The organism is Nocardia sp. NPDC056611 (genome assembly GCF_042792755.1).
GTDB lineage: Bacteria > Actinomycetota > Actinomycetes > Mycobacteriales > Mycobacteriaceae > Nocardia.
The window spans coordinates 888025-905047 of the sequence record NZ_JBHTVV010000003.1 but is presented as its reverse complement, the minus strand read 5'-3'; the positions used below and the strand labels follow the sequence as shown (position 1 = coordinate 905047).

At 70.4% G+C, this 17023-nt stretch carries 15 protein-coding genes; 7 read left to right on the top strand and 8 right to left on the bottom strand.

Annotated elements, in window-relative coordinates; translation table 11 throughout:
* Positions 1–51: 51 nt before the first annotated feature.
* The gene (gene ftsY, locus ACFRAQ_RS20680; protein ID WP_379101847.1) at positions 52–1743 is read right to left on the bottom strand and encodes a signal recognition particle-docking protein FtsY; all 1692 of its coding nucleotides are present in this window, start codon (positions 1741–1743) and stop codon (positions 52–54) included.
* A gap of 214 nt (positions 1744–1957) precedes the next feature.
* Between ftsY and ACFRAQ_RS20675 the strand changes: the two genes are divergently transcribed.
* A complete protein-coding gene (locus ACFRAQ_RS20675) occupies positions 1958–2347 on the top strand; it encodes a DUF2237 domain-containing protein (RefSeq protein ID WP_326357779.1) in 390 nt (129 codons plus the stop codon).
* A 15-nt stretch (positions 2348–2362) separates the two neighbouring features.
* Here the strand turns inward: ACFRAQ_RS20675 and ACFRAQ_RS20670 are convergent, their stop codons facing one another.
* Both ACFRAQ_RS20670 and ACFRAQ_RS20665 read right to left on the bottom strand, forming a co-directional pair.
* Positions 2363–3247, bottom strand: coding sequence for a hypothetical protein (locus ACFRAQ_RS20670; protein WP_379101844.1), 885 nt, complete (start codon positions 3245–3247; stop codon positions 2363–2365).
* Between the two features lie 173 nt (positions 3248–3420).
* Complete coding sequence (locus ACFRAQ_RS20665; RefSeq protein ID WP_379101842.1) at positions 3421–4191, bottom strand: TetR/AcrR family transcriptional regulator; 771 nt, start codon at positions 4189–4191, stop codon at positions 3421–3423.
* Between the two features lie 104 nt (positions 4192–4295).
* On the opposite strand from ACFRAQ_RS20665, the gene ACFRAQ_RS20660 reads away from it, so the two are divergent.
* Positions 4296–5210: an NmrA family NAD(P)-binding protein gene (locus tag ACFRAQ_RS20660; RefSeq protein ID WP_379101840.1), complete on the top strand. Its 915-nt coding sequence runs from the start codon at positions 4296–4298 to the stop codon at positions 5208–5210.
* Between the two features lie 31 nt (positions 5211–5241).
* Here the strand turns inward: ACFRAQ_RS20660 and ACFRAQ_RS20655 are convergent, their stop codons facing one another.
* From ACFRAQ_RS20655 to ACFRAQ_RS20645, 3 genes are all read right to left on the bottom strand, one after another.
* The gene (locus ACFRAQ_RS20655) at positions 5242–5880 is read right to left on the bottom strand and encodes an HAD family acid phosphatase (protein WP_379101838.1); all 639 of its coding nucleotides are present in this window, start codon (positions 5878–5880) and stop codon (positions 5242–5244) included.
* A gap of 93 nt (positions 5881–5973) precedes the next feature.
* Entirely contained in the window at positions 5974–9585 is a 3612-nt protein-coding gene (gene smc / locus ACFRAQ_RS20650) for a chromosome segregation protein SMC (protein ID WP_379101836.1), read from the bottom strand.
* Positions 9586–9674: 89 nt separating this feature from the next.
* Complete coding sequence (locus ACFRAQ_RS20645; RefSeq protein WP_379101834.1) at positions 9675–10103, bottom strand: DUF1707 domain-containing protein; 429 nt, start codon at positions 10101–10103, stop codon at positions 9675–9677.
* Between the two features lie 173 nt (positions 10104–10276).
* On the opposite strand from ACFRAQ_RS20645, the gene ACFRAQ_RS20640 reads away from it, so the two are divergent.
* A complete protein-coding gene (locus ACFRAQ_RS20640; RefSeq protein ID WP_379101832.1) occupies positions 10277–11509 on the top strand; it encodes an acyl-CoA dehydrogenase family protein in 1233 nt (410 codons plus the stop codon).
* A 1-nt stretch (position 11510) separates the two neighbouring features.
* Entirely contained in the window at positions 11511–12635 is a 1125-nt protein-coding gene (locus tag ACFRAQ_RS20635) for an acyl-CoA dehydrogenase family protein (RefSeq protein ID WP_379101830.1), read from the top strand.
* Between the two features lie 21 nt (positions 12636–12656).
* On the opposite strand, the gene ACFRAQ_RS20630 is transcribed toward ACFRAQ_RS20635, so the two are convergent.
* Complete coding sequence (locus tag ACFRAQ_RS20630) at positions 12657–12854, bottom strand: hypothetical protein (protein WP_379101828.1); 198 nt, start codon at positions 12852–12854, stop codon at positions 12657–12659.
* A gap of 169 nt (positions 12855–13023) precedes the next feature.
* Between ACFRAQ_RS20630 and ACFRAQ_RS20625 the strand changes: the two genes are divergently transcribed.
* Both ACFRAQ_RS20625 and ACFRAQ_RS20620 read left to right on the top strand, forming a co-directional pair.
* A complete protein-coding gene (locus tag ACFRAQ_RS20625; protein WP_379101826.1) occupies positions 13024–13464 on the top strand; it encodes a carboxymuconolactone decarboxylase family protein in 441 nt (146 codons plus the stop codon).
* Positions 13465–13567: 103 nt separating this feature from the next.
* On the top strand, positions 13568–14002 hold the full coding sequence (locus tag ACFRAQ_RS20620) for a hypothetical protein (protein ID WP_379101824.1): 435 nt from the start codon (positions 13568–13570) through the stop codon (positions 14000–14002).
* Positions 14003–14187: 185 nt separating this feature from the next.
* Here the strand turns inward: ACFRAQ_RS20620 and ACFRAQ_RS20615 are convergent, their stop codons facing one another.
* Positions 14188–14370, bottom strand: coding sequence for a hypothetical protein (locus tag ACFRAQ_RS20615; RefSeq protein WP_379101822.1), 183 nt, complete (start codon positions 14368–14370; stop codon positions 14188–14190).
* Between the two features lie 375 nt (positions 14371–14745).
* Between ACFRAQ_RS20615 and ACFRAQ_RS20610 the strand changes: the two genes are divergently transcribed.
* Positions 14746–16977, top strand: coding sequence for an acyltransferase family protein (locus ACFRAQ_RS20610; protein ID WP_379101820.1), 2232 nt, complete (start codon positions 14746–14748; stop codon positions 16975–16977).
* The last annotated feature ends 46 nt before the right edge of the window (positions 16978–17023 follow it).

Genomic DNA, 17023 nt, shown 5'->3' with positions numbered 1-17023 from the left:
CAGCATTGTGAGGATGATGTTGGTTTCGATATCGGCGCAGTTCAGTAGGGGTTAACCCAGCAGGGCGTCGACGAAGGCGCCGGGTTCGAAGGGAGCAAGATCATCCGCACCCTCACCCAAACCGACCAGTTTGACCGGTACGCCCAGCTCATGCTGCACCTGGAAGACGATGCCGCCCTTGGCGGTTCCGTCCAGCTTGGTCAGCGCCACACCGGTGATGTCCACGACGTCGGCGAAGACCCGCGCCTGCATCAGACCGTTCTGACCGACCGTGGAGTCCAGCACCAGGATGACCTCGTCGACGGCGGCCTTCTTCTCGACCACGCGCTTGACCTTTCCCAGCTCGTCCATCAGGCCGGTCTTGGTGTGCAGGCGGCCCGCGGTGTCGATGAGCACCACGTCCACGCCGCGATCGATGCCGGCCGACACCGCGTCGAACGCCACAGCGGCGGGGTCCGCGCCCTCCTTGCCGCGCACGGTGTCGGCGCCCACGCGCTCACCCCAGGTCTGCAGCTGATCGGCGGCCGCGGCCCGGAAGGTGTCGGCCGCGCCCAGCAGCACGCGGCGGCCGTCGGCGACGAGCACGCGCGCCAATTTGCCGGTGGTGGTGGTCTTTCCAGTGCCGTTCACGCCCACGACCAGCAGGATCGACGGGTGATCGTGGTGCGGTAGCGCGCGGATGGAGCGATCCAGCTCCGGACGTAGCGCCTCGACGAGCACCTCGCGCAGCAGCGCGCGGGCGTCGGCGGCGGTGCGGATGCTGCGTCCGGCCATCTCCTCGCGCAGACGTTCCACGATGGCGGCGGTGCTGGCGGTGCCCAGGTCGGCCATGACGAGGGTGTCCTCGATCTCCTCCCAGGAGTCCTCGTCCAGATCGCCACCGCCGAGCAGCCCCAGCAGGGACTTGCCGACGGCGTTCTGAGAACGGGACAGGCGGCCGCGCAGCTTGGTGAGACGTCCCGCTGTGGGTTCGATCTCGGCGATCGCCGGGGCGGCGGCCTCGGCCGGAGCGGTGGTCTCGGGGGCGTGCGCACCGGCGTGGGCGGCGACAGCGGCCTCGGCGCCCGCCGCGATCTCGGCGGCGGCGACGGCGGCCTCGGCGGCTTCCTCGGCCGCGGCCTCCTGCGAGAGCGGCTGCTCGGCGACATCACCGGCGGCCTTGCCCGCGGCGATCTCCCCGGCCGCTTCGGCGGCCTCGACGGCCGCGGCGCGGGCCGCGGCGTCATCCGACTCGGCGGGGGCGTCGGTGGCGGGCGTGACTGCCGCATCGGTGGCGGGAGCGGTCTCCTCGGCGGCCTCGGCGGCGCTCGCGGTGTCGGCCGCGCTCGCGGTCGTGTCCTCGGCGGGTGTGACGGTCTCCGCGGCAGCGGCGGGTTCGGGCCCCTGGACAGGTTCCGGGAGACGCACCTCGTGGATGCTGCGCTTGCCGGAGTCGCGCGGAATGGCCGCGTCGTCGCCGATGTGCGGCTGCCCCTCGTCGTCGGTGCGCTCGGGCGGGAGCGGCACCGGTTTGTTCTTGGTGGCCGGGACCTGCTCGCGTTCGGGCGCGGAGGTGCCCTGGCTGAAGCTGAATCCGCTCGCGGCCTGGTATCCGCCGGACCTGTCGGTCAGCTCCTTGGTCTCGGTGACCTCCGGGGTCAGCGAGATCCGGCGGCGCTTGTTCAGGGCATATCCGGCAACCAGCGCCACGAGCAGCACCGCGGCGATGGCGGCGATGAGAATCCAAACTTCTGCAGTCGTCACGTCCCCATCCTTTCAGAGGTGGTTGCCATGTCGGATTCACGCACCTACCGTCGCGTCGGGGGCCGTGGCCGATATCACACGGCGGGGCCGTGGGATGTACGACACGCCGGGGTGTGGGCCGAAAATCCGACCATCTACCAACCGGTCTGCTCGACTACGTGCCACAGTGCGGAAGGAGCGGCGAATGCGACACCGAGACAATAGGATCGGCGACGTGACCGATCGAAATGTGCTTGGGGGACCGCTGGAGGAGTGTGGCACCGATCCTCTCACCGGCTTCTACCGGGACGGATGCTGCAGCACCGGTCCCGAGGATTTGGGTAGCCACACCGTCTGCACGGTGGTGACCGCGGAATTCCTGGAGCACCAGAAGTCGATCGGCAACGACCTCGTCACCCCGCGGCCGGAGAACAACTTCCCCGGCCTGCAACCGGGTGACCGCTGGTGCGTGGTGGCCGTGCGCTGGCTGCACGCCCACGAGGACGGGGTGGCCGCACCCGTGGTGCTGGCCGCCACCCATGAGAACGCCCTCGAGGTGGTGCCCATGGAGACGCTGCGCAAATACGCCGTCGACGTCCCCGACGACGTCAGCGACCTGCTCTAGTCGCCGGCGCCCGCTCTAGTCGTCGACGCCCTTGCGCAGCAAAGCCTCGGTGGCGCTGCGCAATTCGACCCGGGCCGCGAACAGTCGCGGATCGGAGGCGAACGCCACCCGGTCCGCGCCCGCGTGCAGCGGGCCGTTGAGCACCTGCAGGGTGATGGAACCGGCGATGGCCCCGAAGAACAGCGCCACCAGCGCGGGCCGCTCCCCCGCCAGGGCCAGGGTGAGCGCCGCCTGGCCGCCGAACACGGCCGCGGTGGCCGCCGAGATGACCAGCGAGTGGGTCATGTCCGCGCGCAGCGCCTCACCCTCGTCGTAGGCGTCGAGCACCGCGATGCCCAGGCCCAGCACCACCAGGTCGGCGGCGGTCACCGACAGCATGGCCGTGCTGGGCAGCACGTTGAACCCGAGCAGGATGAGCGCCGCGCTCATCCCGAGCAGCAGCGCGCCCACGGTGAGCAGCCCGGCCGCGGAACGGCGTGAGTCCTCGGACCATTCGGCCTGCTGGCCGAGCATGGCCAGCATGGTGCCGAGCAGGGCCAGCAGGGTGACCGCGCCGAGCACGTAGCCCGCGGGCAGGAAGCCGCCCGCGGCCGGCATCGCCAGCACCGCGCACAGCGGCACCAGCCCGACCCGCCACCAGCGGTCGACGCGTTCCACCCCGGCGGGCAGCAGCCGCACGAAGACACCGCTGAAGGCCAGCACCGGGGCGCACACCAGCACGATGCGCACACCGTCGAACCAGGGACTCCCCCCTGCCATCCGATCCGCCACCACCGCGGCGGCGAACGCCAGCAACCCGATTGCCGCTCTGCGTAACAACAGCTTTCGCGGATCCCGCGCCAGTAGATACAAACCGAGCCACCATGCGGCACCGAACGCCGCGGCCGACACCCAAACCACGCAGGGAGCGTACTGCCCACCGGCGGTTCGCGGGGGGCATACCGCAACGCCGTATATGGCCTTCTACCAGTATTTTTCGCCGATTCAGCCCCCTCGTCACACCTTCGCATCCGTTTGGGCACACGCAGGTCACGAAGGGCCCCAACGGCTTTCATCGGGGCCCGGCGGAGGGGTCAGGCGGGTACCGCGTGGCGGCGGCGGTGGGCCTTCTGACGGCAGGCTGCCGAACAATAGCGCGCGGGGCGGCCGGTGCCGGTCGGGTGGATCGGGGTGGCGCAGATCGGGCAATGCGGGGCCGGGGTTTCGTCACGGATGGCCGTTTCGTCACGCGCGGCGATCGCGTTCCCGCCTTTCGTTACGGGCCGCGCCGGAGGGCGGGTGCGCATGGCGTCCAGGACGAGGGCCGCGGGGCGGGACAGTTCGCGGTCCGGGGACAGGCGTTGGATCGCAACACATCCCGTGAACAGGGCGAGGACGTCGGGAACGGTGAGGTCGGCGCGGACCGAGCCCTGCCGCTGGGCGGCGGTGAGCAGGTCGCCGAGGGCGGCGTGGAAACGGGCTCCGGCATCGCGCACCAGTTCACGCGGCCAGCCGTCATTGTTGACCATGTCGCACACGGCCTGGTTGCGATGGCTGGAGGTGATCACCTCGGCGCAGAAAGCGAAGAAGGCGGTCCCGGCGTCGGGGGCGTCGCGCAGCCGGTGGCCCAGGCCGGTGAGCCGGTCGATGCGTTGCTGCATAACGGCTTCCAGCAGCGCGGTCTTGGTGGGGAAATGGCGGTACACGGTGCCCGCGCCGACCCCGGCGCGGCGGGCCACCTCGGCCAGGGAGACCGCGAGCCCGCCCTCCGCGAGGGCGCGGTGGGCGGCGGCCAGGACCAGGGCGCGATTGCGGCGCGCGTCGGCGCGGGACTTGGGGGCGAGGCCGCTGGTGGGTGCGGGCATTTCGTTACGCGCGTCCTTTCCGGTGCTGGCCAACGGAAACGCGGTGGTCCTAGCGTGCATATCCGGGTCGACCGACCCGAATACTACCGAACGAACGGGTGAGAATGTCTACTCAGAAGGATCTGGCGTCCTCTCGTCATGACCTGATCTTGGTGACCGGCGCGACCGGCAAGCAGGGTGGCGTCACCGCGCGCCGGCTGCTCGACACCGGCCGGTCGGTGCGCGTCCTGGTGCGTGATCCGGAATCGGCTGCGGCGCAGGCCCTCGCCGCGGCGGGCGCGGAGCTCGCCGTCGGCGACTTCGACCGGCCCGAGACCCTGGCGCCGGCCCTGGCGGGTGTGGGAGCGGCGTTCCTGGTGCCGCCCGCCGCCTACGGCCCCGAGGGCTGGGATGTCGACCTGGAGGTCGCGCGCGGCACCGCTTTCATCGACGCGGCGGCCGCGGCCGGCGTCGAGTACATCGTGTTCACGACCGTCGCCTCGCTGACCGAGGACGGCCAGTGGGGTGCGCAGGGCAAACGCCGGGTGGAGGCGGCGCTGCGCGCGAGCGGCCTGCACTGGACGATCCTGCGTCCGGTCCGGTTCATGGAGAACTACCTCATGCGGGGCTTCCCGGTGGACGGCATCAACGACGGCGTGCACCGGCATCTGTTCCCGGCCGACAAGCCGATCCAGTCCATCGCGATCGAGGACATCGCGGTGATCGCGCAGCTGGCCTTCGACGATCCGGCCCGCTTCCACGGCGAGGTCCTGGAGTTGGCCGGTGACGCTCTCACCATGACCGAGGCCGCGACGGCCATCACCGCCGCGACCGGGCATCAGGTCCGCTACGTGGAGGCCTCGCCGGCCGATGCCGAGGCCATGGGCCCCGAGGTCGCTGTGGTCTGGCGGCTGTCCCGGGAGGGCCGGGGCTGGCACGCCGATATCCCGGCGGTCCGCGAGATCCATCCCGGCCTGCGGACTTTCGAGGCGTGGCTCGCCGAATCCGGTGCGGCGCGGTTGAAGTCGCTACTGGATTGACGAGCTCGGGCTCGATCGGGGTCCGGGTGGATCAGTTCAGCGCGCCGTTGTAGTCGGGCAGCTTGAAGGTCTGCTGGGCGTGGCCGCCGGACAGGTCGGAAGCGCTGTTACCGATATTGGCGACGATGGTGTAGCCCTGGGCCTCGATCGAGGCGCGGGTGGCGGTCTTGTAGTCGGCGAGCGCGCCCGCGCCGGAGGACCCGGTGGTGAGGCCGCCGCCGTAGAGGCCGTCGACCGGGTAGCCGACCGTGGTCAGGTTGATCTGGCTGTAGATGTTCATCACCGAGGGGCGGCCGGTCACGAAGATGATCGACGCGCCTTGGCTTTTCGCCCACTTGGCCAGCGTCAGCATGGGCGGGATGGCCGGGGTGATGGGTGCCGCGTGGTAGCTGGTCTCCAGCGAGGTGTTGTCGATGTCGAGGACGATGGCCGGCTTGGTGACGCCCGGCAGCGCGGTGGTCAGGTAGGCCTGGGCGGCGTTGGCGACGGTGGTGACGTCGCTGATCCACTGGCTGTAGGGCGGGAGGTTGGCGTTGCTGCCGCCGGAACCCGACAGGGATCCCGTGCCCGAGCCGGACCCGGCGGATCCGGTGTCGGCGAGGGCGAGCGGGAGCGGAGCGGCGAGGCCGACGGTGAGTCCGGCGGCCAGGACGGCGATGGAGCGCTTCATGGGGCCGGACGCTAGCGGCAACCCAATGGGACGCGCAGGTGTTTCACTCTGACATCGGGATGAATTCCCGCTCAGCGGGACACCGCGGCGAATCTACGGCGTCGCGCCGACCAGGTTCTCCCCGCGCATCCGCTGCGAGATCACCTGCGTGATGCCGTCACCGCGCATGCTGACGCCGTAGAGGGCGTCGGCGATCTCCATGGTCGGCTTCTGGTGGGTGATCACGATCAGCTGGCTCTTCTCCCGCAGCTGCTCGAACAGTCCGATGAGCCGGCGCAGGTTGGTGTCGTCCAGCGCGGCCTCGACCTCGTCCATCACATAGAAGGGAGAAGGCCGGGCGCGGAAGATCGACACCAGGAAAGCGACCGCGGCCAAGGACTTCTCGCCACCGGAGAGCAGCGACAGCCGCTTGACCTTCTTGCCGGGCGGGCGGGCCTCGACCTCGACGCCGGTGGTGAGCATGTCCGCGGGGTTGGTGAGCAGCAGCCGCCCCTCACCGCCGGGGAACAGGCGGCCGAAGACGCCGGTGAACTCGCGTTCCACGTCCTCGTAGGCCTCGGTGAAGACCTGCAGGATGCGCTCGTCGACCTCGGCGACCACGTCGAGCAGGTCCTGGCGGGCCTTCTTGACGTCCTCGAGCTGGGTGTTGAGGAAGGTGTAGCGCTCCTCGAGGGCCGCGAACTCCTCCAGCGCCAGGGGATTCACCTTACCGAGCGTGACCAGGTCCTTCTCGAGCCGCTTGGCGCGGCGTTCCTGGGTGGCGCGGTCGTAGGGCATGGGCTGCGGCTCACTGACCGCGTCGCCTCGCTCACGCGCCTGCTCGTACTCCATCATCTCCAGCGCGGTGGGCGGCATGGGGACGTCGGGGCCGTATTCGGCGATGAGGTCGTCGAGGCTGACGCCGAACTGTTCGGCGATGGTGGTCTCGACCTGTTCGATGCGCAGCGCGGCCTGGGCGCGGGCCACCTCGTCGCGGTGCACGGCGTCGGTGAGCTGGGCGAGCTGGGTGTTCAGGGCGCGTGAACGCTCCTTGGTCTGATCGGCCTGGGCCGCGAATTCGCCACGGCGGCGCACCAATTCGTCGCGGCGGGCGGCGGCCTGGGCCACCACCTGCTCGAGTTCGGCGGCGATCTTCTCCGCGGACGCGGCGACCACGGCGGCGAGGGCGGCGGCCTGGCGGCGGGCCGACTGGGCGCGTTCGGCGCGGGCCCGGTTCTCGCGTTCGGCGCGGGCGGCGCGGCGCAGCGAATCGGCCTTGCCGCGCACCGATTCCGCGCGTTCCTCGGCGGTGCGCACGGCCAGGCGGGCCTCGACCTCCATGGAGCGGACCTCGGCGAGGGCGGCGGCGGCCTCCTCGCGGGCGTACCCGGCGGTCTCGGTGCCCGCGGATTCCGGGTCCAGGTCGGCCTGTTCGTCCTCGGCGTGGCGCAGCCGGTCCTCGAGTTCGGCGAGCTTGGCGAGGGTTTCCTCGCGGCCGGTCTCGGCGTCGGCGCGCTGGGCCAGCAGCCGGTCGCATTCGCGCTGGGCACCGCGGGCGGCGTGGCCGAGGCGGCCGAGCCGGTCGTAGATGGCGACCAGGGCCTGGTCGGATTCGTGCAGGGCGAGCAGGGCGTGGTCGACGGCTTCCTTGCGGTCGGTCTGCTCCGCGAGCGCCCCGGCCAGCGCGGCTTCCAGTTCCTCGGCCTGCCGCTGCCAGGACGCCAATTCGGCGGTGGCGGAATCGATGTCGGCCTGCACCTCGAGCTGGCTGGGGGCGCGGTCGGAGCCGCCGAGCAGCCAGCCGCTGCCGGTGATGTCGCCGTCGCGGGTGACGACCCGCAGTTCCGGGCGCGCGGCGATGACCTGCGCGGCGGTGGCGAGGTCGTCGGCGACGGCGATGCCCGCGGTGAGGGCGGTGATCGCGCCGCGCAGGTTGGCGGGGCAGTCGACCACATCGGCGAGCCAGCGGGCGGAGCCGGGCAGGGGGGAATTCGCCTGCGCCGCAGGGAGGTGCGCGGCGTCGGCGTAGACCAGGGCGGCGCGGCCGCCGTCGGTCTCCTTGAGCGCGCGCACCGCGGCGTGCGCGGCTGGCCCGGTGTCGGCGGCCACGGCGTCGGCCAGCGGACCGAGGGCCGCGGCGACCGCGGACTCGAAGCCGCCGTGCACGCGGATCAGGCCGGACAGCGGGCCGAGCAGTCCGTCGGCGCGGTGCTCGAGCAGCCAGGCCGCGCCGTCCTTGCGGCGCAGGCCCATGGCGAGGGCTTCGATGCGGGCGGTGAGGGAGGCGACGCGTTTGCCGGCCTCGCGGTCCTGCTCGCGTAGTTCGGTGACGCGCTGGTCGGCCAGCGCGAGGGCCTGGGCGGCGTGCTCGTAAGCGTGGTCGAGGCCTTCCTCGCCGTCGTCGAGTTCGTCGAGTTCGCCCTGCACGGCCTCGAATTCGGCATTGGCGTCCTCGCCGCGGCGGCGGGCCTCGGCGATGGCGGTGGACATGCGGGCCACCTCGCCGTCCACGGACTGTGCGCGGATGCGCAGAGTGTCGACCTGGCCGGAGAGCCGGGCCAGGCCCTCGCGGCGGTCGGCGACGGCGCGGACCGCGGCCAGGTGCGCCTGCTCGGCGGCCTTGGCGGCCTGCTCGCGTTCGTAAAGTTGCTCGCGGGCCGCTTCCAGCGTCTCGGTGGCGATTTCGACGGCTTCGCGCAGTTCGGCTTCTTCGGCCTCGACCCGATCCGCTTCGCGCTCCAGCTGTTCCGGATCTCGACCGGTGCCGGTCGGTTGCTCGATGGTCAGGTTGCGCGCGCGATCACGCGCGATCCGGATAGTGGCGTTGACGCGTTCGGTCAGCGCGGACAGCTGGAACCAGGTCTGCGCGGCGGCCTCGGCGCTGGGGGTCAGCTTGGACAGCTCGAATTCCTGCTGTGCCAGTGCGGCATTGGCGGCATCGAGTTCGGCCTGCACGGTGACGTGCTGCTCACGCGCGTAGGCCTCCTTGCTCTGCTGGCTCTCGAGTTCGCGGCGGCGGCTGACCAGATCGTCGGCGGCGAGCCGCAGTCGGGCGTCCCGCAGTTCGGACTGGACGGTCGCGGCGCGACGCGCCACCTCGGCCTGACGGCCCAGCGGCTTGAGCTGCCTGCGCAGTTCGGTGGTGAGGTCGGTGAGTCGGGCCAGATTGGCCTGCATGGCGTCCAGCTTGCGGACTGCCTTCTCCTTGCGCCGCCGGTGCTTGAGCACGCCCGCGGCCTCCTCGATGAAGGCCCGCCGATCCTCCGGTCGCGATTCCAGGATCGCCGAGAGCTGGCCCTGACCGACGATGACGTGCATCTCGCGGCCGATGCCGGAGTCCGACAGCAGTTCCTGCACGTCCATCAACCGGCAGGAGTTGCCGTTGATCTCGTACTCGCCGGCGCCGTCGCGGAACATGCGGCGGGTGATCGATACTTCCGAGTACTCGATGGGCAGCACCCCGTCGGAGTTGTCGATGGTCAGCGTGACTTCGGCACGACCGAGCGGGGCGCGGCCCGCGGTACCGGCGAAGATGACGTCCTGCATCTTCCCGCCCCGCAGCGCTTTCGCGCCCTGCTCACCCATCACCCAGGTGAGCGCGTCGACGACGTTCGACTTGCCCGACCCGTTGGGCCCCACCACACAGGTGATCCCCGGCTCGAATCGCAACGTCGTCGCGGACGCGAAGGACTTGAACCCCTTCAACGTCAGACTCTTCAGGTGCACAGCGGCTCAGACTACCCGCTCACCGAAGATTGCCCCGAGTATGCCGACCCCGCGTCCCTTCTGCGCCACGGCGCGATCCGGGTCGCGGGTCAGCGGGCGCGGTAGCGGTTCCAGGCGGCGGATTCCCAGCCCATGACGACGCGGAAGATCAGCACCGCACCCCAGGGGCCGATGACCCAGATGGGCCAGGGATAGGTGAATTCGCCTGCGGCCACCGAGATCGCGGCCCAGATGAACAGGCACAGCAGGCTCACGCCGAGCCAGGCACTGCCCTCGATCTGCTGCCAGAGCGGGAGGCGGGTGCGCGAAGTGGTCTGCGGCGCAACGGTCTTCGAGAGTTTCGGCAGGTCCCGCAGGACCAGCTGGAGGTCTTCGCGGGTGGCGGTGGCGTAGACGCTGGTGAGGCGGTCGTTGTATTCGGCGAGGTCCAGGCGGCCTTCGGACAGGTGGCGGCCCAGGAGATCGGCGATCTGGGCGCGCTCGGCGTCGGAGGCGCGGGTGCCGGTGGTGATGTCCATGTCGATCCTTAACGGTCGGGCGCTGCCAGATATTCCATTGTGGAACGTGAATCCAGGATAAACCTCCACATTGGAATGTTCAAGGGATTCAAGTGATGGCGGGTGCCAGCACATTTGCCAGCAGGGGGGATGCGATGAGATGGTTGATGCCAGTTCTCGGACAAGGAGTCATCGTGGACCTTGACTGGTCGCCTGCTGATCTGGCGTTTCGTGATGAAGTGCGCAGCTTTCTCGACGAAAAGTTAACGGACGATCTACGCCGAGCGGGACGGTTGGCGACCAGCGTCTACCCGGACCACGAGGCCAGCATGGAGTGGCAGCACATCCTGCACGAGCGCGGCTGGGCAGCCCCGGCCTGGCCGGTGAAGTACGGCGGCTGCGACTGGAGCCTCACCCAGCACTACATCTTCGGCCGCGAATGCACCCTGGCCGGGGCGCCGAACCTGTCCCCCATGGGAATTCGCATGGTCTCGCACGCGATCATGGCGTTCGGCACGCAAGAGCAGAAGGACTTCTTCCTGCCCGGCATCCTCACCGGCGAGGTCTTCTTCTGCCAGGGCTACTCCGAGCCCGAGGCCGGGTCGGACCTGGCCTCGCTGTCCATGGCCGCGGTCGCCGACGGCGAGGACCTGGTGGTCACCGGCTCCAAGATCTGGACCACCCACGCCACCGAGGCGAACTGGATCTTCGCGCTGGTCCGCACCTCCAAGCAGGCCAAGAAGCAGCAAGGCATCACCTTCCTGCTGATCGATATGCACACCCCGGGCATCGAGATCCGGCCGCTGGTCATGACCTCCGGCGAGCAGGTGCAGAACCAGGTGTTCTTCGACCAGGTCCGGGTGCCGAAGGCGAACGTGCTGGGCCAGATCGACGACGGCTGGACCGTGGCCAAGTTCCTGCTCAACTTCGAGCGCGGCGGCGGCGCGGTCGCCCCGGCCCTGCAGGTGATGGCCGAGGAGCTGGCGCAGGCCGCGACCGAGCAGGTCGCCCCGGGCGGCGGCGCGCTCATCGACGACCCCGCCTTCGCCGCCAAGCTGGCCGATGCCCGGCTGCGCGCCGATGTGCTGGAGATCCTCGAATACCGCACGCTCGCACTGGTTTCCAGCGGCAAGGACCCGGGTCCGGCCGCGTCCACGCTCAAGATCCTGGGCACCGAGCTGAGCCAGGCGCTGACCGAGCTGGCACTGGAGGCCGCCGGTCCGCGGGGCCGCGCCTATCAGCCGCACGCCACCATGCCGGGCGGCCCGATCGCCGACTTCACCCCGCCCGCCGACGGTTTCGTCGCGGGCGAGGAATGGCAGGCGGTCGCCGCGCTGCGGTACTTCAACGACCGGGCCGGCTCGATCTACGCCGGCAGCAACGAGATTCAGCGCAACATCATCGCCAAAGCCACCCTGGGACTGTGACATGGACTTCTCTTTCACCGCGGAACAAGAACTGCTGCGCGACACCGTCACCGAGTTCCTGACGGCCCGCTACCCCCTGGAGGCGAGCCGGGCCGCGGCGCGCACGGGGGCCGGGTGGCAGCCGGAGATCTGGCGCGGCCTGGCCGAGGAGGTCGGGATTCTCGGGGCGAGCCTGCCGGAGTCGGCGGGCGGCATCGGGGGCGGACCGGTCGAGACCATGATCATCGCCGAGGCGCTGGGCGGGGCCCTGGTGCTGGAGCCGTACGTGGACACCGTCGTGGTGGGCGGCGGCCTGCTGCGCCGCGCCACCGGCAAGCGCGCCGAGGACCTGCTGGCGGGCATCGCCGCCGGTGAGGTGGTGACCGGATTCGCCGCGCTGGAGCCGCGATCCGGCTACGACTACACCGCGGTGGCGGCCACGGCGGTGCGCGACGGCGACGACTGGGTGATCACCGGCGAGAAGACGGTGGTGACCGCGGCCCCGCTGGCCACCCACCTGCTGGTGACCGCGGTCGCGGGCGGCGAGATCGCCCTGTTCGCCGTCGATGTCGACCCGGCCGCGCCGCCCGCGGGCCTGACCGCACGCGCCTACCGGACCATCGACGAGCGTCAGGCCGCCGACCTGACCTTCGACGCTGTGCGCGTCCCCGCCGACGCCCTGCTGCTCGCGTCCGCCGGCGAGGCCATCGCCGCGACCGTGGACGAGGCCATCGCGGCGGTGTGCGCGGAAACGGTCGGGGCCATGCGCAAGGTGGTCGACGACACCGTCGCCTACGCCAAGCAGCGCCGCCAGTTCGGCGTCCCGATCGGCAGCTTCCAGGCCCTGCAGCACCGCATGGTGGACATGCTGCTGGAGCTGGAACAGGCCGTGGCCGCGACGTATCTGGTGACCCTGAAGCTGGACGCCCCGGCCGCCGAACGGGCCCGCGCGGCCTCGGCCGCCAAGGCCACCGTGGGCCGCGCCGCCCGCAGGATCGGCCAGGAGTCGGTGCAGCTGCACGGCGCCATGGGCATGACCGAGGAACTCGCCATCGGCCACTTCTTCAAGCGTCTGACCGCCGTCCAGTACGAGTTCGGCACCACCGACCAGCACATTGCCCGCTACGCCTCACTGACGCGGCCGTAGCGGGCCCGCCCACGCACCGGCTCAGGGGTGACCGGTGCCGGATCGGGTTCCGGTGGATCGCGTGACCGATCCACCGGAACCCGATTCATCCGCGCCACGCCGGAGTTCGGCGGCGACATGCCGGGCGGACCGGCGCACCGCGGACACGATGACCAGCGCCAACGCCGGTCCGGTGACGAAGCACAACAGACTCAGGGCGATCAGTAGAACGGTTCCCACGTGCGGATTATTGTCCGCCTCGGGGTGTTTCGGCCAATTTCGGCTAATCCAAGGCAACGACAGCGCGACCGCCGTACCTCGAGTGTGATCGAGGCCACAGCAGCCCGCCCGTCACGTCCGCAAGACCTGTCTCGTCCAAGGGATACACCATCCCAGGAAGGACGACACCATGTCGCGATTGACCATGCACGAGGCCGCTCCCGAGGTCTACCAGGCCTGGCTCGCCGCCGAGACCGCGATCCGGCGCGGCCCGCTCGACGCCACCGTGCGCGAGCTGGTGAAGATCCGGGTCTCCCAGCTCAACGGTTGCCTCTTCTGCGTCGACATGCACTCCACCGAGGCCCGCAAGGAAGGCGAGACCGAGCGCCGGCTCTGGCACCTCGCCGCCTGGCGCGAGTCGGCGCTGTTCACCCCGGCCGAGCGGGCCGCGCTCGAATACGCCGAGGCCGCAACACAGCTCGGCCCGCACGGGGTGAGCGACGAGATCTGGGCGGGCGTCGAGAAGCACTTCGACGACGGCCAGCGGGCCGGTCTGGTCGCGGTGACCGCGCAGATCAACCTGTGGAACCGCATCGGCGTCCCGCTGCGGCTGGAGCCGCTCGGCGACTAGGTGAGGTGGTCTCGGCGGCCGCCGGCCGAATAGCGTTGACACGCCGGTCGTTCGTGTGGCTGGCTGACCGTGTGGGCCGTGCCGGCTCGGCTTCCGGATCGCGGTGCGGCTCGGCGAGATCGGCGTTCAGGTGCTCGACGGCACCGCGATCACAGTGCCCGTCAACGGTATTCGGCTCGGCATCGCCGGGGTGATGGGCGGCAGTGGCGGATTCCCGGGCCACCCCGGCAATCCCGACGAGGGCAGCGCCGAGTACCGGGCCCGGTACCGCCGCGGCCCCGCCGACGCCGCCCGCCTGCGCGCGGCCCTCGAATCCCTCGACAGCGACCTGCGCATCGCGCGCTTGCACTTCTCCCCCGTCGTCGACACCCTCGTCGGCGAACCGCCGAGATCTATCCGGGCCTCGGCTGCGCGGAGCTGGCCGACGCGGTGGACGCGGGCGGCGCGCACCTCGCGATCCACGGACACGCCCACGGCGGCACCGAGTTCGGCCGCACCGCGGGCGGGGTGGAGGTCCGCAATGTCTCGCACCCGGTAATTCGGACCGCCTACCGGATCTACGAGCTGACCGCTCGGACCGCCCCCGACTAGCGGGTCCCCATTTGCGATCCGACGCTGCTGATCACGTGCGGAATCGCGTCGTCGGCGGTTTTCGCGGAATTGTCCGGCCACCCGCTTTCCGCCCCGGCCCGTCCCCGGTGGCATTACCCGGGGCGAATGCGCTCATGTCGATTTCCGGTCTGCCGCAACGCGATTACCCCGGTCGACGGAATGAGGGACCCCGCCGTCGGCGAAAACCGGTGTGATCACGCGGGCGTCGAAAATCACGACCGAACTCACCGGCGGAAACAGGCTCGTGGCAACCGTGCCGATACCGGCGGTCTGGACGGTGCCGTCGAGTGTCATCGACACCATCCCACCCGTGGCGACCACGAGCCCACTGGCCGCGGAGCCGGTCGAGCACGTCGCCGACCCGGGGACGGACGCGCCGTGGTGGGCGCTGGCCCTGGGCGCGGATTTCGGTGGCAATCTCACAGCAGTCGGGGGCAGCGCGACCGTGGTGCCGCTCGGGATCGCGCGTTGTTCGGACCATCCGATCTCGTTCCGGGAATTCACCCGCACGGGCGTTCCGGTGACCGCTGTCACTATTGCGGTGGCCGCTCCCTATCTCTGGCTGCGCTATTTCGCATTCGTCCGACCAGCACAAAGGGGGATATTCCGGACACCTCCTGTGTGGCGATTGGGGATTTCCACGACCCCTGACCGACAATGGCAGCCGCCATGTCCATATCCAGCACCGATCATCCGACCGCGCCCGATCGCGACCGCCAGCCGGCCCCGGGCGCCCCTGTCAGGCCCGGCTCCTACCGACACGATCTGGACGGCCTGCGCGGCGTAGCTATCGCCCTCGTGGTCGCCTTCCACATCTGGGCGGGCCGGGTGTCGGGCGGCGTGGACGTGTTCCTGGTGCTGTCGGGCTTCTTCTTCACCGGCATGCTGGTGCGGCGCGCCGGCACGGGCTCGGTGGGTGTGCTGCGGACCGTACGGCGCACCCTGCGCAGACTGCTGCCCGCCATGGTGGTGGTGCTGGCCGCGGTGGTCGTGGCCGCGGTCGTGCTGCTGCCACACACGCGCTGGTCGGATATCGCGGGGCAGACGCTGGCTTCGCTGTTCTACTACCAGAACTGGTATCTGGCGCTGTCCTGGTCGGATTACCTGGCCGCGGACCCGTCGGTGAGTCCGTTGCAGCATCTGTGGTCGATGTCGGTGCAGGGGCAGATGTATCTGGCGCTGCTACTGGTGGTGGCGCTGGTGGCGACCGGACTGCGGCTCACGCTCACCTGGAAACTCATTGCCGCGCATCCGATCGTGCGGTGGCTGGGCCGGGACGGAATGCTGCGGGTTGCGCTCGCGGTGGTGTTCACGATCGCCGTGGTGATCTCGTTCGGCTATGCCGCCGAGGGCGTTTCGACCCAGCAGGGCTGGAACTACTACGACACCTTCGCGCGCGCCTGGGAACCGCTGGCGGGCGCGTTGCTCGCGCTCGGCGCGCCCCTGGTCCGGCTGCCCACCCCCGCGCGGGAAGCACTGGCCTGGATGGGAATCGCGGTGATCGCCTGCTGCGGCTGGGTCGTCAACGGCGTCCTGGTGTTCCCCGGCCCCGCCGCCCTGATCCCCGTGCTGGCCACCTCCGCGCTGATTCTCGCGGGCGCGGGCCGCGACACCGCCGATCAGCCGGTGGTGAACCGGCTGCTGGCCACCGGCCCGATCGTGCAGCTGGGTGGTTTCGCGTACGCGCTGTACCTGTGGCACTGGCCGATTCTGATCTTCTATCTGGGTGAACAGCATCTGCGCCGGGCCGGAGCGCTGGACGGTCTGGTCATCATCGTGGTCTCGCTGCTGCTCGCCTACGGCACCCACCATCTGGTGGAGGAGCCGCTGCGGGAGCGTTCCAAGCCTGTGGCCGCCCCGGAGCGCGGTCGCGTAGTCACCGGACCGGCCCGGCTGCTCGACGGCCGATTCGCCGGTCGCGCGCTCGCGTTCCCGGTCCGCCTGCTCGCCGGGCGGGGCAGTCTGCTCACCGGTATCGCGGTCACGATTGTCGGTGTGCTGCTGCTGGGTTCGACGGTGGCGTGGCAGTGGAACAACGGCGCGAAGGCGCACGCGGTCGGCCAGCTGGATCCCGCGAAGTACCCGGGCGCGGCGGCTCTCACCGATCACGCCCTGGTGCCGCGCGCCCCCATGCGCCCCACCACGGAGGAAGCTCCCGCCGATATCGCCTACCCCACCCGGGACGGCTGCATCTCCGACTTCGACACCCGCGCGGTGATCACCTGCACCTACGGCGACCAGAACGCCCAGCGCACCATCGCGGTGGTCGGCAATTCCCATGCCGAGCATTGGATTCCGGCGCTGCAGCTGCTCGGCGAGCAGTATCGTTTCCGGGTCGTCGTCTACCTGAAGATGGGCTGCCCGCTGACGGTCGCCGAGGAGCCCATGTACAAGGGCCAGCAGAACCCGGACTGCCGCGACTGGTCCGCCGAGGTCATCGACCGGCTCGGCATCGAGCGCCCCGACTACGTCTTCACCACGGCCACCCGGCCCAGCGACAATGGCGGCGACGAAACCCCGCAGGACTACATCGACGTCTGGTCGGCCCTGTCCGATCGCGGCCTCGAGGTCATCGGTATCCGTGACACCCCGTGGTTGCGCCGCAACGGCATCCGCTACCGCGCCATCGACTGCCTGGCCAGCGGCGGGGATCGGGTCGGCTGCGGCCTGAAGCGCTCCGAGGCGCTCTCGCCCCAGAACCCCGCCGAGGGTCCCGCGTCCGCCTTCCCGAACATGCACCTGATCGACCCCAACGACGCGGTCTGCGAGCCCACCGTCTGCGCGGTCGTCGAGGGCAATATTCTCGTCTACCACGACGAACACCATTTGACCGCAAGCTATTCGCGCTCCCTGGCCCCCGAACTGGGACGGGAACTGCGGCCGATCCTCGGCTGGTGGTGATCCCGTACGCTCTACCGGCGAAGCGGTAGGACAACAGAATTCGGGG